The sequence below is a fragment of the Streptomyces sp. XD-27 genome (assembly GCF_030553055.1).
Lineage (GTDB): Bacteria > Actinomycetota > Actinomycetes > Streptomycetales > Streptomycetaceae > Streptomyces.
The window spans coordinates 4,419,885-4,443,498 of sequence record NZ_CP130713.1; the positions used below are offsets into that span (position 1 = coordinate 4,419,885).

20 protein-coding genes, 1 tRNA gene, 1 other RNA gene and 1 pseudogene are annotated in these 23,614 nt (G+C 71.5%); 17 read left to right on the forward strand and 6 right to left on the reverse strand.

Annotated elements, in window-relative coordinates:
• Positions 1 to 55 precede the first annotated feature (55 nt).
• Complete coding sequence (locus tag Q3Y56_RS18980; protein WP_304463088.1) at positions 56 to 1,471, reverse strand: PLP-dependent aminotransferase family protein; 1,416 nt, start codon at positions 1,469 to 1,471, stop codon at positions 56 to 58.
• On the opposite strand from Q3Y56_RS18980, the gene Q3Y56_RS18985 reads away from it, so the two are divergent.
• Both Q3Y56_RS18985 and Q3Y56_RS18990 read left to right on the forward strand, forming a co-directional pair.
• Positions 1,470 to 2,708, forward strand: a complete 1,239-nt coding sequence (locus Q3Y56_RS18985) for an aminotransferase class V-fold PLP-dependent enzyme (protein ID WP_304463089.1) — start codon at positions 1,470 to 1,472, stop codon at positions 2,706 to 2,708. The two genes, Q3Y56_RS18980 and Q3Y56_RS18985, sit on opposite strands and share 2 nt — an antisense overlap.
• Positions 2,705 to 4,030 (forward strand): MFS transporter, encoded by a 1,326-nt coding sequence (locus Q3Y56_RS18990; protein WP_304463090.1) that lies wholly within the window; start codon positions 2,705 to 2,707, stop codon positions 4,028 to 4,030. Before Q3Y56_RS18985 ends, Q3Y56_RS18990 begins: the two co-directional genes overlap by 4 nt.
• Positions 4,031 to 4,099: 69 nt before the next feature.
• Here the strand turns inward: Q3Y56_RS18990 and Q3Y56_RS18995 are convergent.
• Positions 4,100 to 4,187 (reverse strand) — tRNA-Ser (locus tag Q3Y56_RS18995).
• Positions 4,188 to 4,288: 101 nt separating this feature from the next.
• On the opposite strand from Q3Y56_RS18995, the gene ffs reads away from it, so the two are divergent.
• The 11 genes and pseudogenes from ffs (at position 4,289) to Q3Y56_RS19050 (ending at position 14,857) form a co-directional block, all read left to right on the forward strand.
• Positions 4,289 to 4,379: signal recognition particle sRNA small type (gene ffs / locus Q3Y56_RS19000), an RNA gene on the forward strand.
• Between the two features lie 79 nt (positions 4,380 to 4,458).
• Complete coding sequence (locus Q3Y56_RS19005) at positions 4,459 to 6,465, forward strand: DNA polymerase III subunit gamma and tau (protein WP_304463091.1); 2,007 nt, start codon at positions 4,459 to 4,461, stop codon at positions 6,463 to 6,465.
• Positions 6,405 to 7,223: pseudogene (locus Q3Y56_RS19010) on the forward strand (hypothetical protein); the annotation flags it as partial. The gene Q3Y56_RS19005 and the pseudogene Q3Y56_RS19010, both read left to right, overlap by 61 nt.
• Positions 7,224 to 7,425: 202 nt before the next feature.
• Complete coding sequence (locus Q3Y56_RS19015) at positions 7,426 to 7,761, forward strand: YbaB/EbfC family nucleoid-associated protein (protein ID WP_304463092.1); 336 nt, start codon at positions 7,426 to 7,428, stop codon at positions 7,759 to 7,761.
• Positions 7,762 to 7,810: 49 nt separating this feature from the next.
• Positions 7,811 to 8,410 (forward strand): recombination mediator RecR, encoded by a 600-nt coding sequence (gene recR, locus Q3Y56_RS19020; RefSeq protein ID WP_304463093.1) that lies wholly within the window; start codon positions 7,811 to 7,813, stop codon positions 8,408 to 8,410.
• Entirely contained in the window at positions 8,403 to 9,071 is a 669-nt protein-coding gene (locus tag Q3Y56_RS19025; protein WP_304463094.1) for a DUF5063 domain-containing protein, read from the forward strand. The genes recR and Q3Y56_RS19025 overlap by 8 nt, the downstream gene beginning before the upstream one ends.
• 284 nt (positions 9,072 to 9,355) lie before the next feature.
• The gene (locus tag Q3Y56_RS19030; RefSeq protein WP_304463095.1) at positions 9,356 to 10,627 is read left to right on the forward strand and encodes an aspartate kinase; all 1,272 of its coding nucleotides are present in this window, start codon (positions 9,356 to 9,358) and stop codon (positions 10,625 to 10,627) included.
• Positions 10,624 to 11,697: an aspartate-semialdehyde dehydrogenase gene (locus Q3Y56_RS19035; protein WP_304463096.1), complete on the forward strand. Its 1,074-nt coding sequence runs from the start codon at positions 10,624 to 10,626 to the stop codon at positions 11,695 to 11,697. The genes Q3Y56_RS19030 and Q3Y56_RS19035 overlap by 4 nt, the downstream gene beginning before the upstream one ends.
• A gap of 429 nt (positions 11,698 to 12,126) precedes the next feature.
• A complete protein-coding gene (locus Q3Y56_RS19040; protein WP_304463097.1) occupies positions 12,127 to 12,702 on the forward strand; it encodes a SigE family RNA polymerase sigma factor in 576 nt (191 codons plus the stop codon).
• Positions 12,699 to 13,919, forward strand: coding sequence for a DUF4232 domain-containing protein (locus Q3Y56_RS19045; RefSeq protein WP_304463098.1), 1,221 nt, complete (start codon positions 12,699 to 12,701; stop codon positions 13,917 to 13,919). Before Q3Y56_RS19040 ends, Q3Y56_RS19045 begins: the two co-directional genes overlap by 4 nt.
• Before the next feature lie 95 nt (positions 13,920 to 14,014).
• Entirely contained in the window at positions 14,015 to 14,857 is an 843-nt protein-coding gene (locus tag Q3Y56_RS19050) for an SURF1 family protein (protein ID WP_304463099.1), read from the forward strand.
• On the opposite strand, the gene Q3Y56_RS19055 is transcribed toward Q3Y56_RS19050, so the two are convergent.
• Positions 14,787 to 16,616: a prolyl oligopeptidase family serine peptidase gene (locus Q3Y56_RS19055; protein ID WP_304465682.1), complete on the reverse strand. Its 1,830-nt coding sequence runs from the start codon at positions 16,614 to 16,616 to the stop codon at positions 14,787 to 14,789. The genes Q3Y56_RS19050 and Q3Y56_RS19055 overlap by 71 nt on opposite strands.
• A gap of 91 nt (positions 16,617 to 16,707) precedes the next feature.
• On the opposite strand from Q3Y56_RS19055, the gene Q3Y56_RS19060 reads away from it, so the two are divergent.
• On the forward strand, positions 16,708 to 17,538 hold the full coding sequence (locus Q3Y56_RS19060; protein WP_304463100.1) for a bifunctional 2-polyprenyl-6-hydroxyphenol methylase/3-demethylubiquinol 3-O-methyltransferase UbiG: 831 nt from the start codon (positions 16,708 to 16,710) through the stop codon (positions 17,536 to 17,538).
• Positions 17,539 to 17,624: 86 nt separating this feature from the next.
• Positions 17,625 to 17,999, forward strand: coding sequence for a nuclear transport factor 2 family protein (locus Q3Y56_RS19065; RefSeq protein WP_304463101.1), 375 nt, complete (start codon positions 17,625 to 17,627; stop codon positions 17,997 to 17,999).
• 70 nt (positions 18,000 to 18,069) lie between these two features.
• On the opposite strand, the gene Q3Y56_RS19070 is transcribed toward Q3Y56_RS19065, so the two are convergent.
• The gene (locus Q3Y56_RS19070; RefSeq protein WP_304463102.1) at positions 18,070 to 19,347 is read right to left on the reverse strand and encodes a cytochrome P450; all 1,278 of its coding nucleotides are present in this window, start codon (positions 19,345 to 19,347) and stop codon (positions 18,070 to 18,072) included.
• 165 nt (positions 19,348 to 19,512) lie between these two features.
• Positions 19,513 to 20,016 carry a carboxymuconolactone decarboxylase family protein gene (locus tag Q3Y56_RS19075; protein WP_304463103.1) on the reverse strand — a complete coding sequence of 168 codons (504 nt, stop codon included), beginning with the start codon at positions 20,014 to 20,016 and terminating at the stop codon, positions 19,513 to 19,515.
• Positions 20,017 to 20,244: 228 nt separating this feature from the next.
• Between Q3Y56_RS19075 and Q3Y56_RS19080 the strand changes: the two genes are divergently transcribed.
• Complete coding sequence (locus tag Q3Y56_RS19080) at positions 20,245 to 20,979, forward strand: SDR family oxidoreductase (protein ID WP_304463104.1); 735 nt, start codon at positions 20,245 to 20,247, stop codon at positions 20,977 to 20,979.
• A gap of 15 nt (positions 20,980 to 20,994) precedes the next feature.
• Here Q3Y56_RS19080 and Q3Y56_RS19085 read toward each other — a convergent pair whose 3' ends face one another.
• The gene (locus Q3Y56_RS19085) at positions 20,995 to 21,627 is read right to left on the reverse strand and encodes a TetR/AcrR family transcriptional regulator (protein WP_304463105.1); all 633 of its coding nucleotides are present in this window, start codon (positions 21,625 to 21,627) and stop codon (positions 20,995 to 20,997) included.
• 249 nt (positions 21,628 to 21,876) lie between these two features.
• Here Q3Y56_RS19085 and Q3Y56_RS19090 point away from each other — a divergent pair, with 249 nt between their 5' ends.
• Positions 21,877 to 23,388 carry a serine hydrolase gene (locus Q3Y56_RS19090; RefSeq protein WP_304463106.1) on the forward strand — a complete coding sequence of 504 codons (1,512 nt, stop codon included), beginning with the start codon at positions 21,877 to 21,879 and terminating at the stop codon, positions 23,386 to 23,388.
• Positions 23,389 to 23,614: the final 226 nt, after the last annotated feature.

Genomic DNA, 23,614 nt, shown 5'->3' on the forward strand with positions numbered 1-23,614 from the left:
GCCAGCGCAGTTCCACTGCGACTCGGCCCACACCGGCCGATGGTGGTCTCGCGCTTCACCCCTGCTGCGGGCCAAGGTCCGCAAGCGCGGCTCCCAGCCGACGTGCACCCTCGGTCAGCTCGGCGTGGTCGGCGGTGGCGGCGAACCCGATACGCAGGTGAGCCGCCGGCGGCTCGGTGGCGAAGTAGCGGCTGCCGGCGCTCACGGCGACGCCGCGTTGCCGGGCGGCGCTCGTGAGTACGGTGTCGTCCACGCCGGGCGGCAGGCGAAGCCACAGGTGCAGTCCGCCGGTAGGCAGCGTGGCCAAGGTCGCGCCGGGGATCTCCTGGGTGACCGCGGCGGCCAGCACCGCGCACCGCTCCCGGAGCGCCGTGCCGAGAGACCGGACGTGCCGGTCCCAGGCCGGGGAACTGAGCACTTCCAGGGCGGCCTCCTGGAGCGGGCGGGTGACGAAGAAGTCGTCGACCAGGCGCACCGCCCGCATGCGTTCCATCACCGGTCCGCGGGCCACCAGCGCCCCGATCCGCAGGCTCGGTGCCGCGGGCTTGGTGAGTGAGGTCACGTGGATGACCGTGCCGTCGCGGTCGTCCGCCACCAGCGGCCGCGGCACCGCGCCGCCGTGTCCCAGGTGCCGCGCGAAATCGTCCTCGATCACGAACGCGCCCGAAGCGCGCGCCACATCGAGGATCTGCCCGCGCCGTTCGGGCGCCAGCACGGTGCTGGTCGGATTCTGGAAAGTCGGCTGGCAGTACAGCAGCCGTGCGCCGGTCATCGCGAACGCGTCGGCCAGCAGGTCGGGCCGCACGCCGTCGGCGTCGAGCGGTACCGGCACCGGTCGCAGCCCCGCGGCGCGGGCCGCGGCCAGGGCCCGGGGGTAGCTGGGGGACTCCACCAGGACCGGGCTGCCGGGCCCGGCGATGGCCCGGAACGCGATCGACAGGGCGCTCTGCCCGCCGGCGGTGACCAGTACGTCCTCCGGGGCCACGCTGCCGCCGACGATCTGGGCGAACACGGTGCGCAGCGCCATCAGGCCGCCGGCCGGGGCGCGGTCCCAGGCGTCCGGACGGCGTGCCGCCCGCGCCAGTGCCGCGCTCAGGGCCCGGGTGGGCTGGAGCGAGCGGTGCATATAGCCGCCGTCCATGGTGATCGTCCCGGCCGGTGGCGGTCCGAGTGGGTCGGCGATCAAGTGGGTGTCGACAGCGCGGTCGGTGAGGGCGACCGTCTGCCAGTCGGTGTCGGTGGCTCCGCCACGGAGCCGGGCGCGTTGCGCCACGTACGTCCCACTGCCCGGACGGGTCACCACCGCGCCCTCGGCGGCCAGCGCGGCGATGGCCCGCGCCACGGTCGCAGGGCCCACCCGGTACTCCTTGATCAGCTCTCGGCTGCTCGGCAGCCGGTCGCCGGGCGACAGCCGGGAGAGCAGCGTACGGAGACTGTCGGCCAACTCACCAGAAGTGCTACCGTCGTTCATGTCAGATAACAATAGCGCTACTGGATCTGGTCGGGAAGCACTTCAGCTGGACATCGCCGCTCTGCGGGCCGACACCCCGGGCTGCCGGAACGTCATCCACTTCAACAACGCGGGCTGCGGACTGCTGGCCGCGCCTGTGGTGGACGTGATGGTCGGCCATCTGAACCTTGAGGCGCGGATGGGGGGTTACGAGGCGTCGGCCGCCCGAGCCGCCGAAGTCCGCGAGTTCTACACGGAGATCGCCGCCCTCATCAACACCACGCCTGACAACATCGCCTTCGCGGGCAGCGCCACCCACGCCTATGCCAACGCCCTGTCCTCGATCCCGTTCGAGGCCGACGACGTCATCCTCACCACCCGCGACGACTTCATCTCCAACCAGATCGCCTTCCTGTCCCTGCGCAAGCGATTCGGCGTACGGATCGTCCACGCACCCAACACGCCCGACGGCGGGGTCGATGTGGAGGCGATGGCCGCGCTGATGCGGACCCACCGCCCCCGCCTGGTGTCCGCCACCCATGTCCCCACCAACTCGGGACTGGTCTCGCCGGTCGCCGAAATCGGCCGCCACTGCCGCGAGCTGGACCTGCTCTACCTGGTCGACGCCTGCCAGTCGGTGGGCCAGTTCGTCATCGACGTGGAAGAGATCGGCTGCGACCTCCTCACCGCCACCTGCCGAAAATTCCTCCGCGGCCCGCGCGGCTCCGGATTCCTGTACGTCTCCGATCGCGTCCTGCGCGCGGGCTACGAACCGCTGTTCATCGACATGCACGGCGCCCGCTGGACCGAGCCGGGCAACTACGAGCCCGCCGGGACGGCGGCCCGGTTCGAGGAGTGGGAGTTCCCGTACGCCACGGTGCTCGGCAGCGCCGCCGCGACGCGCTACGCCCGCAAGGTCGGCATCGAGGCCATCGAGCAGCGCACACCGGCGCTCGCGGCGCGGCTGCGCGACCGGCTCGAACCCATTCCGGGGGTCCGCGTGCTCGACCGCGGCCCGCGGCTCGCCGCGCTCGTCACCTTCGGCGTGGAGGGCTGGCAGCCGCAGCCGTTCAAGGAGGCCATGGACGCCCGCAGCATCAACTCGGCGCTCAGCTTCCGCGAGTTCGCTCAGTTCGACTTCGGAGACAAGGACGTCGACTGGTGTCTGCGCCTGTCGCCGCACTACTACAACACCGAGGAGGAGGTGGACCACGTCGCCGACGCGGTCGCCGACCTCGTCCGCCAGGGACAGCGATGACAGCAACGCAGACGCGCGCCACGGAGCCGTACCCGGAAAGCCCGGACAGCCTCTGGCGCAATGGCGACTTCCTCAGATTCTGGCTCGGCGAGACGCTGTCGCTCCTCGGCACCCAGGTCACCAACCTCGCCCTGCCGCTGACCGCGATCATCGCCTTCAACGCCACCGATGAGCAGGTCGGTGTCCTGCGGTTCCTGCAACTCGTCCCCTATCTCGGGCTCGCCCTGATCTTCGGGGTGTGGGTGGACCGGGCCCGGCGGCGGCGGATCATGCTCGGCGCCAACCTCGTGCGGATGATCCTGCTGGCCCTCGTGCCCGTCCTGTACTGGACGGACGCGCTCAGCCTGGTCTCGCTGCTGGTGATCGCCTGCGCCGTCGGTGTCGCCTCGGTGCTGTTCGACGTGAGCTGGATGTCCTACGTGCCCACCCTGGTGCGCGATCCCAGGCACTATGTCGAAGCCGGCGCCAAGATGGGGATGAGCTCATCGGCCGCCGACGTGGCGGGACCCGGGCTCGCCGGTGTCCTGGTCGGCGCCCTGACCGCGCCCGTGGCGCTGATCGTCGACGCGTTCTCCTATCTGGTGTCCCTGGTCTCGCTCCTGCTCATCCGCACCCCCGAGCCCCGTCCCGACCCCCCGGCCGCACGACGGCACGTGCCGACCGAACTCCGGGACGGCCTGCGCTGGGTGCTGAAGAACCCGGTCCTGCGATCGCTGGCGCTCATCGGGTTCTGCTGCAACTTTTCCATGGTCACCGTGTGGACCATGTTCCTGCTGTACGGGACACATGACCTGCACCTCGGCTCGACGGCCCTCGGCGGCATCTTCGCGACCGCCTCCGTGGGCGGACTGATCGGCGCGGCGATCTCCCGGAAGGTCATCCGCCGCTTCCGGCTCGGGCTCGTCTACCTCATCGCCCAGTCGGCCCTTCTCATCGGCCCGATGCTGATCGTCCTGGCCACCGGCCCCCGGCCGGTGATGGTGGGGATGTTCGTCCTCTCCTTCTTCACCACCTACCTCGGACTCGGCGTCGCAGGCGTCATCATCGTCAGCCTGCGCCAGGCCAGCACCCCGCAGTCGATGATGGGCCGGATGACGGCGGTCTTCCGCACCCTGCTGTTCGGCGGCGGCGCACTCGGCGGCCTGTCCGCGGGTCTGCTGTCCGGCCGGATCGGCGCCCAGGACGCGTTGACCGTGGCGGCGATCGGATCCGCCGCCGTGCTGATCGCGCTCGTCCTGTCCCCCGTGAGCCGACTCCGCGGCCTGCCATCGCCACCGGAAGAACCCGTCACGGCGGCAGCGGACGGGCAGGCCGCAGGCTGAGACGGAGGAACGCGAAAGGGCCCCACCGCAAGCGGTGGGGCCCTTTCGACATCGTGCCCGGTGAGGCACTGGCGGAGGATACGAGATTCGAACTCGTGAGGGGTTGCCCCCAACACGCTTTCCAAGCGTGCGCCCTAGGCCACTAGGCGAATCCTCCGCCGCAAACAATACAAGACGCGAAGCAGTGCTCGCGAACCCGCTTCCCGGGGGTGGGTGGGGGTGCTCCAGCACTCCGTTCGATCCGCTAGGGTGGGGGGCAGCCCCTCACGTGGCGCTATCTCACCGAACTCCCCCAGGGCCGGAAGGCAGCAAGGGTAAGTGGGCTCTGGCGGGTGCGTGGGGGCCCTTGCGTTGGTGGGGGCTGGTGGGGGCCGTGCGGTTTCTGTGACAGGAGTCACGTGTCAGTGGGTCCCGATATCGTCGTAGGCGTGTCGTCTCTCGCGCTCTACCGCCGCTACCGCCCCGAGACCTTCGCCGAGGTCATCGGGCAGGAGCATGTCACCACCCCGCTGCAGCAGGCGCTGCGGAACAACCGCGTCAACCACGCCTATCTCTTCAGTGGGCCGCGCGGCTGCGGCAAGACGACCAGCGCGCGGATCCTCGCCCGCTGCCTGAACTGCGAGCAGGGGCCCACGCCGACGCCGTGCGGCGAGTGCCAGTCCTGTCGCGACCTCGCGCGGAACGGGCCGGGCTCGATCGATGTGATCGAGATCGACGCGGCCTCGCACGGCGGTGTGGACGACGCCCGAGAGCTGCGCGAGAAGGCGTTCTTCGGGCCCGCCTCCAGCCGGTACAAGATCTACATCATCGACGAGGCGCACATGGTCACCTCGGCGGGCTTCAACGCCCTGCTGAAGGTGGTCGAGGAGCCGCCGGAGCACCTCAAGTTCATCTTCGCGACCACCGAGCCGGAGAAGGTCATCGGCACCATTCGGTCGCGTACGCATCACTATCCGTTCCGGCTCGTGCCGCCCGGGACGCTGCGCGACTACCTGGGCGAGGTCTGCGGGCAGGAGGCCATCCCGATCGAGGACGGCGTGCTGCCCCTGGTAGTGCGGGCCGGGGCCGGGTCCGTGCGTGACTCGATGTCCGTCATGGACCAGCTGCTCGCGGGCGCCGCGGCGGACGGCGTGACGTATGCCATGGCCACCTCGCTGCTCGGTTATACGGACGGGTCGCTGCTCGACGCCGTCGTGGACGCCTTCGCGGCGGGTGACGGCGCGGCCGCCTTCGAGGTCGTGGACCGGGTCATCGAGGGGGGGAACGACCCGCGGCGGTTCGTCGCGGATCTGCTGGAACGGCTCCGTGACCTGGTGATCCTGGCGGCCGTGCCGGACGCGGCGGAGAAGGGGCTGATCGACGCCCCGGCGGATGTGATCGAGCGCATGCAGGCCCAGGCCGGGGTCTTCGGGGGCGCCGAGCTGAGCCGCGCGGCCGACCTCGTCAACCAGGGGCTGACCGAGATGCGCGGTGCCACCTCGCCGCGCCTGCAACTGGAACTGATCTGCGCGCGGGTGCTGCTGCCCGCGGCGTTCGACGACGAACGATCGGTGCAGGCCCGGCTGGAGCGCCTCGAGCGGGGTGCGTCGATGGCCGGGGTCGCCGGGGCGGCCGGGATGGCCGGTGGTCCCGCAGGCGGACCGGGCGTCGGCGCGGGTGCGGGCGCGCCCGCCATCGGGTACGTCCCGGGGCTCGACGCGCACGTTCCGGTCACCGGCCCCTCCGGACCGGCCGCCGCGCGCGCGGCGATGGCTGCCGCGCCGGGTGGTCCCGGTGCGGGTGCTGGTGGCCCTGGGGTGGCTGGTCCGGAGGGGCCTGGTCCTGGTGGGCCTGGCCATGGGGACGTCGCCGGTGCGGGTGGGGCGCCTGCCGCCGCGCCCGCGCCCGGCGCGTCCGACACGGCGCCCGGGTCCTGGCCCGCCGCCGCCTCGTCCCCCGTACGACAGCCGGCACAGCAGTCCGCGGAGCCCGCGCAGCCCGTACATCCCGGACAGTCCGCGCCCGGCGGTGACGCGGGGCAGCGGCCCGGCGCCTGGCCCGCCGCGGCCGCGCCCGGGCAGGGCGGAGGCGCGGGCGCGCCGTCCCCGGCGGTCCGGGCGGCGGTGCTTCCGGTGACGGGCAGGACACGGCGGCTGGTCGTCGCCCCGGCGGCTGGCCGTCCGCGGCCGCGCCGGGTTCCGGTGCTGCCACGGGTTCCGGTGCTGCCACGGGTTCCGGTGCCGCCGCGGGGGCCGGTTCCAGTGCTGCTGGGGCGCCCGGCCAAGGCGCCGGTCAGCACGGTCCGGGCGGAGGCTCCGGGTACGGGGCCGCAGCCCAGGCGGTGCCTGCTCAGCCCTCGCACGCCGCCGCACAGGGCGCGGCGCAGGTGCGGAACATGTGGCCGGACATCCTGGAGGCCGTCAAGAACCGGCGCCGCTTCACCTGGATCCTGCTGAGCCAGAACGCCTCGGTCGCCGGGTTCGACGGCACCACCCTCCAGCTCGGGTTCTCCAACGCGGGCGCGCGCGACAGCTTCGCCAACGGCGGCAGCGAAGAGGTGCTGCGGCAGGCGCTGAGCGAGCAGTTCAACATCCAGTGGCGGATCGAGTCCGTCGTCGATCCCTCGGGCGGCGCCGGTCAGCCGGGCGGCGGCTCCGGTGGCGCCGGCGCTGCGGGTGGCTTCGGGAGTGCCGGCGGTTACGGCGCCTCGGCCGGTACGGGTGGTTTCGGGGGCTCCGGCGGCTTCGGCGGGGCGGGGGCCGGTTCCGCTTCGGGCTCGGGTTCCGGGTACGGCGTGTCCGGTCACGGTACGGGCCACGGCGCGGACGCGGGCGGCGGCTTCGGCGGCCCCGGCCACGGCGCGTCCGGCTCCGGTGGCGCACCCGGTTCCGGTGGTCCGGGCGGCGGTGGTCCGGGCTCCGGTGGCGGCCTCGGCGGTCCCGCTGGGGCCGGTGGTCCCGGCGGCGCGTCCGCCCCCGCGCGTCAGCCCGCTCCCGCGTCCGCCGGCTCGGCGTCCCCGTCCTCCGCCCCGGCCGGGCCGCCGGCTCCGGGGGCCTCGCAGCCGTACCGGGAGCCGGACCCCGTCCCCGTCGCCCCGGAGGACGACATTCCGGAGGAGGACGATCCGGACCTCGACGAGACCGCGCTGAGCGGCCACGACCTGATCGTGCGCGAGCTCGGCGCGACGGTGATCGAAGAGATCACCAACGAATAGGCCCGACCCCCTTTCCGGTCCGCCCCCTGCCGAGCCCGTGCGGCGCCCGTACCGGGCACGCCCCCGCCCGCGTACCGGGTGCCGCCGCGGCCTCCCGCACCCGTGCCGCGTAGTCCTTCCCCCGGGGTAGCGCGCGGTGCCCGGGGAGCACGTAGGCTCGGGCTATCAAGAACCGAATCCCGTCGACAGCCAGGAGCGCTCCGTGATCCCCGGTGGTGGTCAGCCCAACATGCAGCAGCTGCTTCAGCAGGCACAGAAGATGCAGCAGGACCTTGCCGCGGCCCAGGAGGAGCTGGCCCGGACGCCGGTCGAAGGCTCGTCCGGCGGCGGTCTGGTGAAGGCGACGGTGACCGGAGCCGGTGAGCTGCAGGGTCTGGTCATCGACCCCAAGGCCGTGGACCCTGAGGACACGGAGACCCTCGCCGACCTGATCCTCGCGGCGGTCCGGGACGCCAACCAGTCCGCGCAGGCGCTGCAGCAGCAGAAGCTCGGCCCGCTCGCGCAGGGACTGGGCGGCATGCCGGGCCTGCCGTTCTGATCGCGCACCCACAGACGCACGAGAGAACCGAAGAAGGAGAGAGCGTTCCGTGTACGAAGGCGTGGTCCAGGACCTCATCGACGAACTGGGCAGGCTGCCCGGCGTCGGTCCCAAGAGCGCGCAGCGGATCGCCTTCCACATCCTGCAGGCCGAGCCCGCCGACGTCCGCCGCCTCGCGCACGCGCTGACCGAGGTCAAGGCGAAGGTGCGGTTCTGCTCGGTGTGCGGGAACGTCGCCGAGTCCGAGCAGTGCCGGGTCTGTCTGGACCCGCGCCGCGACCCGGCCGTCATCTGCGTGGTCGAGGAGCCGAAGGACGTCGTCGCGATCGAGCGGACGCGCGAGTTCCGCGGCCGCTACCACGTCCTCGGCGGGGCGATCAGCCCGATCGAGGGTGTCGGCCCGGACGACCTGCGGATCCGCGAGCTGCTCGGCCGGCTCGCCGACGGCACGGTCACCGAGCTGATCCTGGCCACGGACCCCAATCTGGAAGGGGAGGCCACCGCCACCTACCTGGCGCGCATGGTCAAACCCATGGGTCTTAAGGTCACGCGCCTGGCCAGCGGCCTGCCGGTCGGGGGCGACCTGGAGTACGCCGACGAGGTCACCTTGGGGCGGGCCTTCGAAGGGAGAAGACTTCTCGATGTCTGACGCAACGCTGCACGACAGCCACCAGAACCCGGACGACTTCGCGGTCCAGATCTCCGACCAGATCGAGAGCTTCCTCGTCGCCGTCACGGAGGTGGCGAAGGGCGACGAGCCGGACAGCGCCGTCCCCTTCCTGCTGCTGGAGGTCTCGCAGCTGCTGCTGGCGGGCGGCCGGCTGGGCGCGCACGAGGACATCGTTCCGGACGAGCGGTACGAGCCGGACATCGGCCCCGAGCCGGACGTCGACGAGCTGCGTGAGCGCTTCGCCGCCCTGCTGGACCCGGTCGACGTCTACTCGGAGGTCTTCGACCCGTACGTACCGCGCAGCGCGCCCGTCGCCTGCCGGATCTCCGACGATCTCGCCGACATCATCACCGACCTGCGGCACGGCATGGCGCACTACCGCGACGGCCGGATCAGCGAGGCGCTGTGGTGGTGGCAGTTCTCGTACCTGTCGAACTGGGGCCCGACCGCCTCGGCGGCCCTGCGCGCGCTGCAGTCCCTCGTCGCCCACGTCCGTCTCAACACCCCGCTCGACGAGCTGGACGGCCTGGACACGGACACGGGGGCGGACGGCGGCGACGAGGCGCTGGCGGAGGAGGCCGGAAGGGTCATGGTGGCCGAGATCGCCGGGCCGCTGGGGCTGCGTTCCGCCAAGAAATAGCGGTCTTCCGCCAGGGAACAGCGATCTTCCGCCGAGGAGGAGCGGCGTCGCGTCCGGTCGGCGCCCGAGTCCGCTCGCTGTGACCTGGCTTACGTTCCCGTGTGCTGCGCCGCGAAGCGGGCAGGGTGCTGGCTGAGCGGGTGGGGCGATGTACCGGATTCGTCCCGCTGATCACGCTGATCATGGGGTGAGCCAACCATCTCGCTATGTGATATGCGGACGGCGAATGACGCCTGCTCGATAGACTGAGTCGACCGTTTTACTAACAGTTGCGAGGAGCGCACGTGGGCCTTGTCGTGCAGAAGTACGGAGGTTCATCCGTTGCTGATGCCGAAGGCATCAAGCGCGTCGCCAAGCGGATCGTCGAAGCCAAGCAGAACGGCCACCAGGTGGTCGTCGTGGTTTCCGCGATGGGCGACACGACGGACGAGCTGATCGATCTCGCCGAGCAGGTATCGCCGATCCCTGCCGGGCGCGAGTTCGACATGCTGCTGACCGCCGGAGAGCGGATCTCCATGGCGCTGCTGGCGATGGCGATCAAGAACCTCGGTCACGAGGCGCAGTCGTTCACCGGCAGCCAGGCGGGAGTCATCACCGACTCGGTCCACAACAAAGCGCGGATCATCGATGTCACGCCGGGCCGGATCCGGACCGCCCTCGACGAGGGCAACATCGCGATCGTCGCCGGTTTCCAGGGTGTGTCCCAGGACAAGAAGGACATCACCACCCTGGGCCGCGGTGGCTCCGACACCACCGCCGTCGCCCTCGCCGCCGCCCTGGAGGCGGAGGTCTGCGAGATCTACACCGATGTGGACGGCGTGTTCACCGCCGACCCGCGGGTCGTGAAGAAGGCCCGCAAGATCGACTGGATCTCGTCCGAGGACATGCTGGAGCTGGCCAGCTCCGGTTCCAAGGTGCTGCTGCACCGCTGCGTCGAGTACGCACGTCGTTACAACATCCCGATCCACGTCCGTTCGTCCTTCTCCGGACTGCGGGGCACCTGGGTCAGCAACGAGCCGCAAGGGGATCAGAAGGTGGAGCAGGCCATCATCTCCGGTGTCGCCCACGACACCTCCGAGGCGAAGATCACGGTCGTCGGTGTGCCGGACAAGCCGGGCGAGGCCGCGGCCATCTTCCGGGCGATCTCCGACGCGGAGATCAACATCGACATGGTGGTGCAGAACGTCTCGGCCGCCTCGACCGGGCTCACCGACATCTCCTTCACCCTGCCGAAGACCGACGGCCACCGGGCGATGGAGGCGCTGACCAAGACGCAGCCGGACATCGGCTTCGACTCGCTGCGCTACGACGACCAGATCGCGAAGATCTCGCTGGTCGGTGCGGGCATGAAGACCAACCCGGGCGTGACCGCGGCCTTCTTCGAGGCGCTGGCGAACGCCGGGGTGAACATCGAGCTGATCTCGACCTCCGAGATCCGCATCTCGGTGGTCACCCGCGCCGACGACGTCAACGACGCCGTGTGCGCCGTGCACACCGCCTTCGGGCTGGACAGCGACAGCGACGAGGCGGTCGTCTACGGAGGGACCGGACGATGAACGCCGCTGCCGACCGCGCCGACAGGCCGACGCTCGCTGTCGTCGGCGCGACCGGTGCGGTCGGCACCGTCATGCTCGGCATCCTGTCGGAGCATGCGGACATCTGGGGTGAGATCCGGCTGATCGCCTCGGCCCGCTCGGCGGGTCGGAAGCTGACGGTACGGGGCGAACAGGTCGAGGTCGTCGCGCTGAGCGAGGAGGCGTTCGACGGCGTCGACATCGCGATGTTCGACGTTCCCGACGAGGTCTCGGCGCAGTGGGCGCCGATCGCGGCGGCCAAGGGCGCGGTCGTGGTCGACAACTCCGGGGCCTTCCGGATGGATCCGGACGTACCCCTGGTGGTGCCGGAGGTGAACGCGCACGCGGCCCGCGTGCGCCCGCGCGGCATCATCGCCAACCCCAACTGCACGACCCTGTCGATGATCGTCGCGGTGGGCGCCCTGCACGCCGAGTTCGGGCTGACCGAGCTGATCGTCTCCTCGTACCAGGCGGTCTCCGGCGCGGGCAAGGAAGGCATCGACACCCTGCGCGAGCAGCTCGCGAAGGTGGCCGGTACGGAACTGGGCACGCAGCCCGGCGACGTACGGCGGGCGGTCGGCGACACCGGGCCGTTCCCGGGGCCGATGGCACTGAACGTCGTACCGTTCGCGGGCTCGCTCAAGGAGGACGGCTGGTCCTCGGAGGAGCTCAAGGTCCGCAACGAGTCGCGGAAGATCCTGGGGCTGCCGCAGCTGCGGGTCAGCGCGACCTGCGTCCGGGTGCCGGTGATCACGGCGCATTCGCTGGCCGTCCACGCGCGGTTCGAGAACGAGGTCACGGTCGCGGCCGCGCACGAGATCCTGGCGGCGGCGCCGGGCGTGGTCCTGTGCGACAACCCGGCGGACGGCGAGTTCCCCACCCCGGCCGACGTCGTGGGCACCGACCCGACGTGGGTCGGGCGGGTACGGCGCTCGCTTGACGATCCGTGCGCGCTGGAGCTGTTCGTCTGCGGCGACAACCTGCGCAAGGGCGCGGCGCTCAACACCGCGCAGATCGCGGAGGTCGTGGCGGCGGAACTGGCCGCGTCGTAGCGTCCGTATGGCGTCGGTGGTCCGGCATCCAGCGCGCCCGTGCTCTCGGGCTCCCTGTTCGCCATCCGGCACGTTCCCTGTTCGCCACCCGGCACGCTGTGAAGATTCTGTGACCAATACGATGACCCATGTCACTTGAACTAGGTCGATGATCTGTTCGATCATGCGCTCCCCGTCCCACTGCAACCGAGCAGTGGGCGGGGAGCGTCTCTGTCGCCGCCCCTCCGTAGGGCTGTGAGAACGGTGCATAAGGGAAGGGTTGGTGCGCATGGGGGCATGTGACGCGTCGTCGAAAGCGGTGCCTCGCGCGTACAACCCTGGCAGGGGGAAGCGTGTCCAACAGGCGTGGCAGAGGTATTCGGCATCGCAACGGTCCCACGGCACGGCCGCGCGGCACTGCAGCCTTCGCGTCCCCGCACGTCGGGCGGTATGCCGGTGATCGCGCCGTGGTCCACCGCCCGCCCTGCGCAGCTTCCGTCCCAACGCGGGGAAACTGACGACGCGATGGCAGTGGGCACCACAGTCGACCACCTCACCGAGACCTACCGCGCCCACTACCGGTCGCTGCTCGGTCTCGCGGCGCTGCTCCTCGACGACACCGCGTCCTGCGAGGACGTCGTACAGGAGGCGTTCATCCGCGTGCACTCCGCACGCAGGCGGGTCCGCGACCCGGAGAAGACGCTCGCCTATCTGCGGCAGACCGTCGTCAACCTGTCCCGCTCCGCGCTCCGCCGCCGCATCCTCGGGCTCAAGCTGCTGTCCAAGCCGATGCCGGACATGGCGAGCGCGGAGGAAGGCGCCTACGACCAGCTCGAGCGCGACCAACTGATCAAGGCGATGAAGGGACTGCAGCGCCGCCAGCGCGAGGTCCTTGTGCTGCGCTACTTCGCCGACATGACCGAGGCCCAGGTCGCCGAGACCCTCGGGATATCGCTCGGCTCGGTGAAGGCGTACGGCTCGCGCGGCATCGCGGCGCTTCGCGTCGCCATGGAGGCTCCGGCATGAACCACAAGAACCACCGGCCGGGCGCGGAAGATCCCGACCGGCGTCATGACCACGACCACGCCCCGCCGGAGACGGCCGGGCCCGGCACCCCGCCGGAGACGGCCGGGGCCGCGGAACCGGACGACGCCGGTGTACCGGACGACGTCGGTGTACCGGAGACGGCCGCGACCGATGCGGGGGCGGGCGTACCCGACGAGCCGGACGAGCTCGACGAGCTGGCACTGAGGCGGCTGCTGCGGGGGGCGGTCGACGACATCGACCCCTCACCCGACGCGCTGGACCACCTGCGCCGCGCCGTCCCCGCCCGCCGTACCCGCCGCCGCCAGGCTCTGGTCGGCGCCGCCGCGGCCGTGGTGTTCGGCGGTGCCGCCATGCCCGCCCTGGTGCACGTGGCCACCACCGGTAACGCCTCCGACGACCGGCCCGCCAACGCGGCCAGCAGCGAGCGCACCCCGGGTGTGCAGGGCGGAGCACACGGCGAGGGCAGCGACGGCAAGGAGACCGGCAAGCCCTCCCGCCCGGAGGACAGGGAGAAGGGCGACAAGGGCCGACACGACAAGGACAAGGCCGACAAGGACGAGGACCCGAAGGACGACTCCAGCGGTCCCGGCCCCAACCCTTCCGGCACGCTCAGCGCCACCTCGCCCGTGTGCACCCGGGCGCAGCTCGGCGACGGCGGCGCGTCAGCCGGTGCGGCCGACGCCAACGGCCATGTCTACGGCTCCTTCCGTGTCGTGAACGTCTCCTCGGCCGCCTGCACCGTCGACGGCGCGGGCGCGGTCAGCCCCGTCGCCCAGGGCAGCGCCGACGGTACGCGGATCGCGGTCGTCGACCACACGGCGGGCGACGCGGCCGCGCAGCTGCCGGACCCCTCCACCACGACGAACCAGCTCATCCTCCAGCCCGGCCAGGCCTACGAGGTCAAGTTCGCCTGGATCCCGGCGGCGGGCGGCGGAACCACGGGCTGCTCCAGCGCCGGCGCCTCGCCCACCCCCGATCCCACCCCGGACGGCGGCACGGGCGCCCCGCCCCAGGAGGAGCCCGCCACCGGCGGCGAGACCGACACCACCGGCGGTACCGGCGACGGCGGGGGCCAGCCGGACGCCAGCGTGCTGCTGAACTACACGCCGGCCATCGGCGCCCCGGCGACCGCGAGCACGGTCCTCTCCAGCGCCTGCGCCGGAACCGTCTACCGCACGGGACTGCTGGCGGGCTGACCCTTCACCGGCGCGCCGCCCTGGCCGCGCTGCGCGGACCGGCTGCTGCCGGGGGTCCGTACGGCGCCGCCAGGGGCGGCCCGTACCGTGGTGGTGTGTATCGGTTTCTGCTGACGCCCCGCTGGTGGGCGATCAACGTGTTCGCCGTGCTGGCCATCCCGGTGTGCCTCGTCATGGGCAGCTGGCAGCTCAGCCGCTTCGAGGCGCGCGTCGACTCGCACCAGGAGCAGCAGGACCACGCCGCCGACGTGGAGAAGGTCCCGGCCGCGCCGCTGCGCGACCTGCTGCCGGTCAGCAAGGACACCTCCGGCCGGCAGGCGACCGTCACCGGCCGGTACGACCCGGAGCGCCAGTTCCTCGTCCCCGACCGCCGCCTCGACGACCGCAACGGCTTCTACGTGCTCACCCTGCTGCGCACGGACGGCGGTGGCGGCACAGCGGTGCCCGTGGTCCGGGGCTGGCTGCCCGGCGACGCCGACGACAAGGCCCGCCGTGCCGAGGTGCCCGCACCGCCATCGGGTCAGGTGACGGTGACCGGTCCCCTGCAGTCGTCCGAGAACCAGGGCACCGACGGCGTGCACGCGGGCGGCGGCCTGCCGCGCGGCCAGCTGGGCATGATCAGCGCGGCCTCGCTGGTCAATCTGGTGCCGTACGACGTGTACGACGCCTGGATCACCTCCTCCTCGGCGCCCGGGGCCCTCCGCCCGGTGCCCCCGGCTGTGGCCGAAGGCACCGGACTGGACCTCAAGGCGTTCCAGAATCTCGGTTACACCGGTGAGTGGTTCGTCTTCGCGGGCTTTGTCGTCTTCATGTGGTTCCGACTCTTCCGCCGGGAGGCGGAGGCGGCCCGGGACATCGAGCTCGGCATCACGCCCGAGGACCCGGCGCCGGGGGCAGATGACGCTGGGCGAACTCGATCTCCAGCCGGAGCTGCTTGATCCGCTCCTCGACGACGAGCGAGCCGTGCCCGGCGTCGTAGCGGTACACCTCATGGACGGCGCCGCGCCGCTCCAGGCGCTCCACGTAGTTCTCGACCTGGCGTATCGGGCAGCGGGGGTCGTTGACCCCGGCCGAGATGTAGACCGGCGCCCGCACCTGGTCCACGTAGGTCAGCGGAGACGACGCCTCGAACCGCTCCGGCACCTCCTCCGGGGTCCCGCCGAGCAGCGTGCGGTCCATCGCCTTGAGCGCCTCCATCTCGTCGTGGTACGCCGTGACGTAGTCCGCGACCGGCACCGCCGCCAGGCCCACCGCCCACGCGTCGGGCTGCGTGCCGAGGCCGAGCAGGGTCAGATAGCCGCCCCATGACCCGCCGGCGAGCACCAGTCGCGCCGGGTCGGCCAGCCCTGACTCCACGGCCCACTCCCGGACGGCCGCGATGTCCTCCAGCTCGATCAGCCCGACCCGGTGCTTGAGCGCGTCCGTCCACGCCCGGCCGTATCCCGTGGAGCCGCGGTAGTTCACCCGTACCACCGCGAACCCGTGGTCCACCCAGGCCGCCGGTCCCGCCGCGAACGCGTCGCTGTCGTGCCAGGTGGGTCCGCCGTGGATGTCGAAGACCGTGGGGAACGGCCCCTCGCCCTCCGGCTTCTGCACCAGCGCGTGCACCGCGCCGCCCGGCCCCTCGACCCATATGTCCGCCACGGGAACGGAAACCGGCGCCGTGAAGCCCGGAGGGTCGAGCACGGTCCGCCCGCTGGTCGACCGCACCTGCGGCGGCTCGGCGGCGGACGACCACAGGAACTCGATCGCGCCGTCCGGCCGGGCCGTCGCCCCCGATATCGTCCCGGTCGGGGTCTCGATCCGGATCAGCTCGCCCGACGCCAGTTCGTACCGCCACAGTTCGCTGCGCGCCTGGTAGCCGTGCTCCACCAGCAGTGCGGTCCCGTCCGGATACCACTCGGCGCCCACGTCCCCCGGCAGGTCGATCGCCAGCGCCGTCTCCTCGCCCGTCAGCGGGTTCCACACCATCGGCTCCCAGCGGCCGCGCCGCTGGTGGCCGACCAGCAGCCGCGCGTCCCCGGAGACCGGCGCGAAGCCCATCACCGAAAGACCCAGCTCCTCCGTTCCCTGCTCGGTGTCGTCCAGCTCCGCGACCGGGGAGCCGTCGAGGCGGACGACCCGGATCGCCGAGTGCATCGCGTCCCCGTGCTCGGTGTGCTCGATCGCTATCAGGGTGCCGTCGTGCGACAGGTCGCCGACCCCGGCGGACTCCCGGTGCCGGTAGATCTCGCGCGGCTCGCCACCGGCCGGCACGACATGGATCGTCGATCCCTCCTCGTCCGTGGACCGCCCGACGACCGCCGTCCCGTCCCGCCCGAGCGCCAGCCCGGCCGGGTACGAGGCCGCCAGGCCAGGCACGGCCGCCTCGTCCACTCCCGCGCGGCCGCCGTCATCGCCACCGTCCGCGCCGTCCCCGGCCGCCGCGGTGAACGGCTGCCGCATCCACACCCCGAACTCGTCCCCGTCGGTGTCCGAGAACCACCAGATCCACTCTCCGTCCGGCGTCAGCACGCCGCCCGTCGTGCCGTTCGGCCGGTCCGTCACCTGCCGCTGCGCGCCCGTCGCCCGGTCCCACGCGTACAACTCGAACGTGCCCGTCGCGTTCGAGACGAACAGCGCGTGGTCCGGGGCGTCCTCCGCCCAGTCCGGCAGCCCCACACGCGGCGCCCTGAAGCGCTTCTCCCAGTCCGGCATGGACTCTGTGCTCTCAGCCATGCCCCCATTCTGCGCCGACGCGCGCACAACTCGCTGGTGTCGGCCCGTACCTGTGGATAACCTCCCGCACATGCACAGACCTTCGCCCCCCGACGACTGGCGCGACGCCAACCGCGCGATGTGGGACGAGCGCGTTCCGATACACGTCGCCAGCGATTTCTACGATCTCGACGCCTTCCGCCGGGGCGAGGACAGCCTCCGCGACTTCGAGCTCGCCGAGGTGGGCGACGTCAGCGGCCGCACCCTCCTCCACCTCCAGTGCCACTTCGGCCTCGACACCCTCTCCTGGGCCCGGCACGGCGCCGCCCACGTCGTCGGCCTCGACTTCTCCGAACCGGCCGTGGAGACCGCCCGCGAACTGGCCGCCGAACTCGGCCTCGGCCCCGACCGCGCCTCCTTCGTCGCCGCCGACGTCTACGACGCCGCCGAGGCCGTGCCCGACCCCTCGTACGACATCGTCTACACGGGCGGGGGCGCGCTGTGCTGGCTCCCTGACATCGGCCGCTGGGCCGAGACCGCCGCCCACCTCGTGGCCCCCGGCGGCTTCCTCTACCTCGCCGAGTTCCATCCCGTCACCGACGCCCTCGACTACGAGACCGGCTCCCGCGTGGCCCACGACTACTTCAGCCGCGAGCCGTGGATCGACGAGACCCCGGGGACGTACACGGACTTCGACGCGGCGACCGTCAACAACCGCAACGTCCAGTGGCAGCACCCGCTCGGCGACGTCGTCTCCGCGCTCGCCGCTGCCGGGCTGCGCATCGAGTTCCTCCACGAGCACGACATGACGCTCTTCCAGCGCTTCGAGTCGCTGCGCCGGGGCGACGACGGCTACTTCCGGCTGCCCGCCGACCGTCCGCGTGTGCCGTTGATGTACTCCCTGAAGGCCACTCGCCCCTAGCCAGGCGGGCCTCCGGCACGGGATGTGTCAGTGGGGCAGGGCACACTCGGTGCGGAGTCGAGGCGCACACACCGAGCGGAGGATCGATGGGCGACATACGCAGGACCGTCGAGACGTATTGGGCGACGGCCCAGGCACGGGACTGGCACGCTTTCGCGGCCACGCTCGCCGCCGATGTCCGCTACGAGCTGCCGCAGACGCGCGAGCGGGTCACCGGCCGGGAGAACGTCGTCCGCTTCAACGCCGAGTACCCGGGGGAGTGGAGCCTGGAGGTCGAGCGGATCGTCGCCGACGGCGACCAGGCGGTGTCCTGGATCCGCTTCACCATCGGTGAGGAGGAGACCCAGGGCATAGGTTTCTTCACGGCGGCGCCCGACGGGCGCATCCAGACGATCACGGACTTCTGGCCGGAGCCGTACGAGCCTCCGGCCGGCCGTGAGCACCTGGCCGAGCGCTGGTGACCGGCCCCAGCGGCGCCAATTTCCGCCGCTGTCTCCGCCGCTGTCTCCGCCGCTGTCTGCGCCGCGGCGGCTATTTCAACAGCAGGGGCAGCTCGTCGACGCCGTAGACGATGGAGAGCTTCCGGAACGACAACTCGTGCGGCGGGACGGCGAGGCGCATGTGCGGGAAGCGCCGTACAAGGGCGGGAAGTGCCGCGCGCAGTTCCATACGGGCCAGCTCGGCGCCGATGCACCGGTGGATGCCGTGTCCGAACGCGAGGTGGGACGGGCCGGCGCGGTGCGGGTCGAAGCGCTCCATGTCCGGGCCCAGCCCCTCGTCGCGGTTGGCGCCGCTGAGCGAGCAGAGCACCAGGTCGCCGCGCGAGATCGTGGTGCCCGCGATCTCCACGTCCTCCTTGGCGAAGCGCGGGAACGCCACCTGCACGACGGTCAGGTAGCGCAACAGCTCCTCCACGAAGTCGTCCACCACGTCGTCCTCATCGCGCAGCGACGCGAAGTGCTCCGGGTGCTGGAGCAGGACGAGCGTGCCGAGCGCCAGCATGCTCGCGGTGGTCTCCAGGCCCCCGGTCAGCACCCCGTCGGCCAGCCCCGTCAGCTCCTCGTCGTCGATGGCGTCGCCGTGCTCGCGCACGATCATGCCCAGCAACCCGTCGCCCGGGTTCTCGCGCTGCTTCTTGACGATGTCCCGCAGATATGACAGCGAGTCCGATATCGCCCCGAAGGAGGCGCCGGCCCCGCTGAAGAGGTCGAAGCGCGCCGTGCTCAGCCGCTGGAAGTCCTCGCGGTCCTCGTACGGCACCCCGAGCAGCTCGCATATGACGAGGGAGGGGATCGGGAACGCGTACTCCGCCACCAGATCCACCGGCCCGTCCACCGCCGCCATCGCGTCGAGCCGCTCCTCCACCAGCTCGTGGATCCGGGGAGTGAGCCTGCTCAGCCGGCGCATCGTGAACTCCGGGGTCAGCAGGCGCCGCAATCGCGTATGTACCGGTGGATCACTGAAGCCGAGGCCGCCGGGATTCTGCTGCGCCGAGATTCCGGCATTTCCCGCGAGGTTGGCGAAGTCCGTACTGAAGTCCCCCGCCTTGCCGAGCACCGCCTTGCATTCGGCGTATCCCGTCACAAGCCAGCCATTCATGCCAAAAGGCAGGGAAAGCGGGCTGATCGGCTCCTTGGCGCGCCGCGCGGCCAGGGCGGGGACGGGGTTGACGCCCTCGCGCCGCAGCGGCATCAGCGTGGACTCCGGCAGAAACGACATCTTGGACAGGTCCAGGCTGCCGTTCTTTTGGAGTCTTGAAAAATACTTGCGGGTCAGCCAGGAGACGATGTTTGAGCGGAGGTTAGACATGGCGCCATATTGCCTGCCGGGGCATGCCAAAGGAAAAGTGCCCTGAGCAACCGATGGCGGGTTGTAATAGGAGGCATCGGCCCTGGCCGCCGCCCCTGCGGCAGCCGGCTCCGAGGACGGTGTCCAGGGCGGCGTCCGGGAGGGCGGCCAGGAATCGATGTCGTCTTACGTCCACTGCTCCGCGAACGACTTGCCGGGCAGCGGCTTGCCGATGACGGCGAGGGGGACGAAGAAGTTGATCTGCCCGATCGCGATCGTCAGGGTGGCGAGCGCCTTCGCGTCGTAGTGCTCGGACACATGGGCGTACAGCTCGTCGGAGACCCGCTCGCCGTCCGCGGACGGCTGGAGCACGGCTTCCACCAGCGCCAGCGCGGCACGCTCGGCATCGGTGAAGTACGGCGCGTCCCGCCAGGACGCCACGGCGGCGATCCGCTCCTCGGACTCGCCGGCCTTGCGCAGGTTCCCCGAGTGCATGATGGTCAGGTAGGTGTTGCCGACGATCTGGCCGGCGCGCAGGTGGACGAGGCCGATCGTGGTCCGCGGCACCGTCTGGTTGCCGGTGGCCTTGAACAGCGACGCGCTCACCTCCGCGAGTTCGGGGACGAGCTCGGCGGGGTCGGACATCCGCGAACGCAGCGGCTTCTCGGTGGCGGTCGAACGTGCTTCCATGCCGGTCTTCCTTTCGAGATCTTCAGGCTGTCACTGCTATGACGGACCGCGCCGGATGAATGTGACCGGGGGAGCCCGCGACTTCGCCTCGGCGCTTCATCGACGTCTTCCGCCGGACCTTCGGACACACGCCGGGGGCGTACCAGGGCCGCGGGCGCGGCGCCGGGCCGTGATGCGGGGCACACAGACTGGACCTCACCTCAGGTTGAGGTAGCAGGCTGTCGTGCCATGCACCTCACCGACCGCCGCATCGTCATCACCGGCGCCGGCCGCGACTTCGGCCGCGCCCTCGCCCACCACTTCGCCGGCCTCGGCGCCGAAGTCCTCCTTGCCGCCCGCACCCTGGAAGCGGCCGAACGCACCCGCGCCGAAATCCTCGACCGCGGCCACGAGAAGGTCCACGCCTTCGCCTGCGACCTGACCGACCCCGCCGCGATCCGCGCCTTCGCCACGGCGGTCGCCGAACGCACCGACCGCGTCGACGTCCTGATCAACAACGGCGCCCGCTGGCTGGAAGGCCCCGACCTGCTGTCGGCCTCCGACGAGGACGTGGCCGACACCCTCGCCTCGGGCGGCACCGGCACCATCCTGGTCACCAAGAACCTGCTGCCCCTCCTCCTCGCCTCCGACCGCCCCGACGTGGTCACCATGGTGTCCGCCTGCGGCGTGCCCGGCGCTCAGCACCCCAGAGCCCACGAGGCGTACTACGCCGCCAAGCACGCCCAACGCGGCTTCACCGAAGCCCTTTCCCGCCGCCTGCGGCCCCAAGGCGTGCGCGTGATCTCCCTGTTTCCGCCGGACTTCGACAGCGCCCGCGACCCGCTGTCCCCGGAATGGAACGCCACTCCGCGCGGTGCGCACGACCCCCTGGCCGCGCAGTCGGTGATCGACTGCATCACCTTCGCCATTCAGCAGCCGCGCGACTGCTACATCAACGCCTTCCACTTCGAGTCACAGGAGTGACCCGCAGGCGACGGGTCACTCGTACTGGCGGCAGCGGCCGGGGAACACAGCCTGGACGCGTGCCGTGACGAGGCCGAGGGCGGCGCGGGAGGCGGCGGCGTCGGGGTCGGCGTCGGAGCCGAGCTGAAGTGCCAGGCCTTCGACCAGGCCGTGGAGTTCGAGGGCGGCGAGCGCCTGATCGGTCTCGTCACGGACCTCGCCGCACTCCTTGCCGTTCCGGATGGCCGTGGCGAGCATCGAGCGGATGAGTCGGCCGGTCTCGGCGTGGGCGTGGGCGAGGCGTGGATTGTCGACGGTGCGGCCCAGGAAGGCCAGGACGACTCGATGTGCCGATCGGCGGCGCGGGTCCACCGGGAGCCACTGGGCGAGTCCTTCGGTGACCACGTCGCGGATCGGCAGTTGCTGGAGCGTGGCGCGGTCCCGGAGCGCCGAGACCCGGTCGAGGATCTTCTGCACGACGCGCTCGTGGGTGAACAGCAGCATCTCGTCCTTGGTCGGGAAGTAGTGCTGCACGTGGCCGACGGAGACGCCGGCTGTGGCGGCGGTACGCGCCATGGTGACCCGGTCGAGTCCCTGTTCGGTGATCAACTTCTGTACGGCGTCGGCGATCTGGATGCGCCTGGCTTGGTGATCGACGACCTTCGGCATGTCGTCAGGGTAGCTGCCGCCGGACCTTGCGGATCTCTTTAACCATATGTTCGTATGGTAAAAACGGGAGACACGGACCAGGGGGCCGCAGAGATGGCATCGTTAGTGAGGGCGCGAGGGCGCCGATCGCGCACAGGGCTGGGGAAGTTGGTGCGGGCGGTGCTCGCGGCAGGTGCGGTCGCGGGCCTCGCTACACCCGTCGCGGCAGCCGAGGGCACGGGATCGTGGTCCGCGGCGCCGGCGGGTGCGGTGTCGTCCATCACGGCCGCCGACGCGGAGGGCTGGTCGGAGGTGGACGCGTTCGTCCGCGGCCGGCTTGAGGCGACGGACACGCCGGGTGCCGCGTTCGCCGTCATCGAGGACGGCCGCGTCGTGCACCAGCGGGGCTTCGGTGAGGACGGCCGGGGCCGGGCCGTCACGCCGGACACGCCCTTCCTGTGGGGCTCGGTGTCCAAGCCGATCACCGGCCTGGCTGTGATGCAGCTGGTGGAGGCGGGCCGCGTGGACCTCGACGCGCCGGTGCGGACGTACCTGCCCTGGTTCGGGCTCGCCGACCCGGACGTGTCCGGCCGCATCACGGTCCGGCACCTGCTCACCCACACCAGCGGCATCCCCACCTCCGCCTCCGGCGAGATCGGGGACCGCTACGACAACGCTCCGGGCGCCCTCGCCGACGCGGCCCGCGACCTCGCGAAGATCGCTCCGGCCACCGCGCCCGGCGACTCCTTCGCCTACTCCAGCGCCGGATACGCCGTACTCGGCGCGCTGGTCGAGGAGGTCTCGGGACAGCCGTTCGGGACGTACCTGCACGAGAGGGTCCTCGACCCGCTCGGCATGGACCACGCCGTCGCCACCGAACGGGACTTCGAACGCGAGCGGGTGGCGCCCGGTCACCGCTTCGTCTTCGGCTCCCCTGTGCGGTTCGACGCGCCCTACGACACCTCGGGCGTCCCCTTCGGCCATGTGGGCGGCACCCTGCGGGACCTGACCCGGTTCGTCCGCGCCGAACTCGGCGGCGGCCGGCTCGACGGCCGGCGGGTGCTCTCGGCGAAGGGCACGGCCGACACCCAGCGCGGGCACGTCGACAGCAGCGCCGACCGCTACGGCCTCGGCTGGTCGGTCGGCACGCTCAAGGGCACGGGTGAGCGCATGGTCTGGCACGACGGAGCACTGCCCGGCCACCACGCCATGGTCGTCATGCTGCCCGACACCGACCGGGCCGTGATCGTCCTACAGAACGCCTACCACCCGCTGCGGGCCAAGGAGTTCGGCGACGCGGCGTTCGGGGCGGCCCGGATGCTGTCCGGCGTGGCCCCCGGCACCACGTCGGCCGACCCGCTCGCCATCGTCCTGCCGTGGGCCACGGCCGGTCTCGCCGCGGTGCTTCTCCTGTGCGTGGCCGCTCCCGCCCTGCGCTGCCTGCCCGGACGGCGCGCGGCGGCTGGCTCTCGCTCCCGCCGCCGGATCGTGCTGACCACCATCGCGTCGGTCACCGCCGCGCTGACCCTCGCGGCACTCCTGTGGTGGGTACTGCCCTCGGCCCTCGGCGGCTCGATCTCGATGGCGCTGCTGTGGCTGCCCGATGTGGGGTGGGGCGTGGTGGCCGCTGTCGTGCTCGCGTCGGTGCTCGCAGTGGAGCGCGCGGTCCTGGCCGTGGTGGACCTGCGACGCCAGGGCAGCGGCGGGTCAGGCCATGCCGCTGAGCGGGAACCATCCGAAGGCGACGTCGCACTGAGCGGTGCTGCCACTCGGCCTGGCTGACTCCGGGTTATAGGAAGACGGCCACAGTCGGCATCGGCTCCGGCTCCGAGGCCCTGGCTGCTTCAGCGGCGGAGTCGTGCTCCGTGAATGACCCCCAAGGACGGTCGGGGCGAAGCTAGTTCGCGAACGTGAAGATTTGGGCCTCCGTGTGTGGCGCAGACCACTCTCACCCGACACCACGTGTCTGGGAGAAGCCGACCAAGATCTTCTCCCAGATTTCTCCCAA

Coding starts and splice junctions, on each gene's coding strand:
- Q3Y56_RS18985 (WP_304463089.1), top strand. CDS start 1,470: ATGTCAGATAACAATAGCGCTACTGGATCTGGTCGGGAAGCACTTCAG.
- Q3Y56_RS18980 (WP_304463088.1), bottom strand. CDS start 1,471: ATGAACGACGGTAGCACTTCTGGTGAGTTGGCCGACAGTCTCCGTACG.
- Q3Y56_RS18990 (WP_304463090.1), top strand. CDS start 2,705: ATGACAGCAACGCAGACGCGCGCCACGGAGCCGTACCCGGAAAGCCCG.
- Q3Y56_RS19025 (WP_304463094.1), top strand. CDS start 8,403: ATGTCTGACGCAACGCTGCACGACAGCCACCAGAACCCGGACGACTTC.
- Q3Y56_RS19035 (WP_304463096.1), top strand. CDS start 10,624: ATGAACGCCGCTGCCGACCGCGCCGACAGGCCGACGCTCGCTGTCGTC.
- Q3Y56_RS19040 (WP_304463097.1), top strand. CDS start 12,127: ATGCCGGTGATCGCGCCGTGGTCCACCGCCCGCCCTGCGCAGCTTCCG.
- Q3Y56_RS19045 (WP_304463098.1), top strand. CDS start 12,699: ATGAACCACAAGAACCACCGGCCGGGCGCGGAAGATCCCGACCGGCGT.
- Q3Y56_RS19055 (WP_304465682.1), bottom strand. CDS start 16,616: ATGCCGGACTGGGAGAAGCGCTTCAGGGCGCCGCGTGTGGGGCTGCCG.
- Q3Y56_RS19060 (WP_304463100.1), top strand. CDS start 16,708: ATGCACAGACCTTCGCCCCCCGACGACTGGCGCGACGCCAACCGCGCG.
- Q3Y56_RS19065 (WP_304463101.1), top strand. CDS start 17,625: ATGGGCGACATACGCAGGACCGTCGAGACGTATTGGGCGACGGCCCAG.
- Q3Y56_RS19070 (WP_304463102.1), bottom strand. CDS start 19,347: ATGTCTAACCTCCGCTCAAACATCGTCTCCTGGCTGACCCGCAAGTAT.
- Q3Y56_RS19075 (WP_304463103.1), bottom strand. CDS start 20,016: ATGGAAGCACGTTCGACCGCCACCGAGAAGCCGCTGCGTTCGCGGATG.
- Q3Y56_RS19080 (WP_304463104.1), top strand. CDS start 20,245: ATGCACCTCACCGACCGCCGCATCGTCATCACCGGCGCCGGCCGCGAC.
- Q3Y56_RS19085 (WP_304463105.1), bottom strand. CDS start 21,627: ATGCCGAAGGTCGTCGATCACCAAGCCAGGCGCATCCAGATCGCCGAC.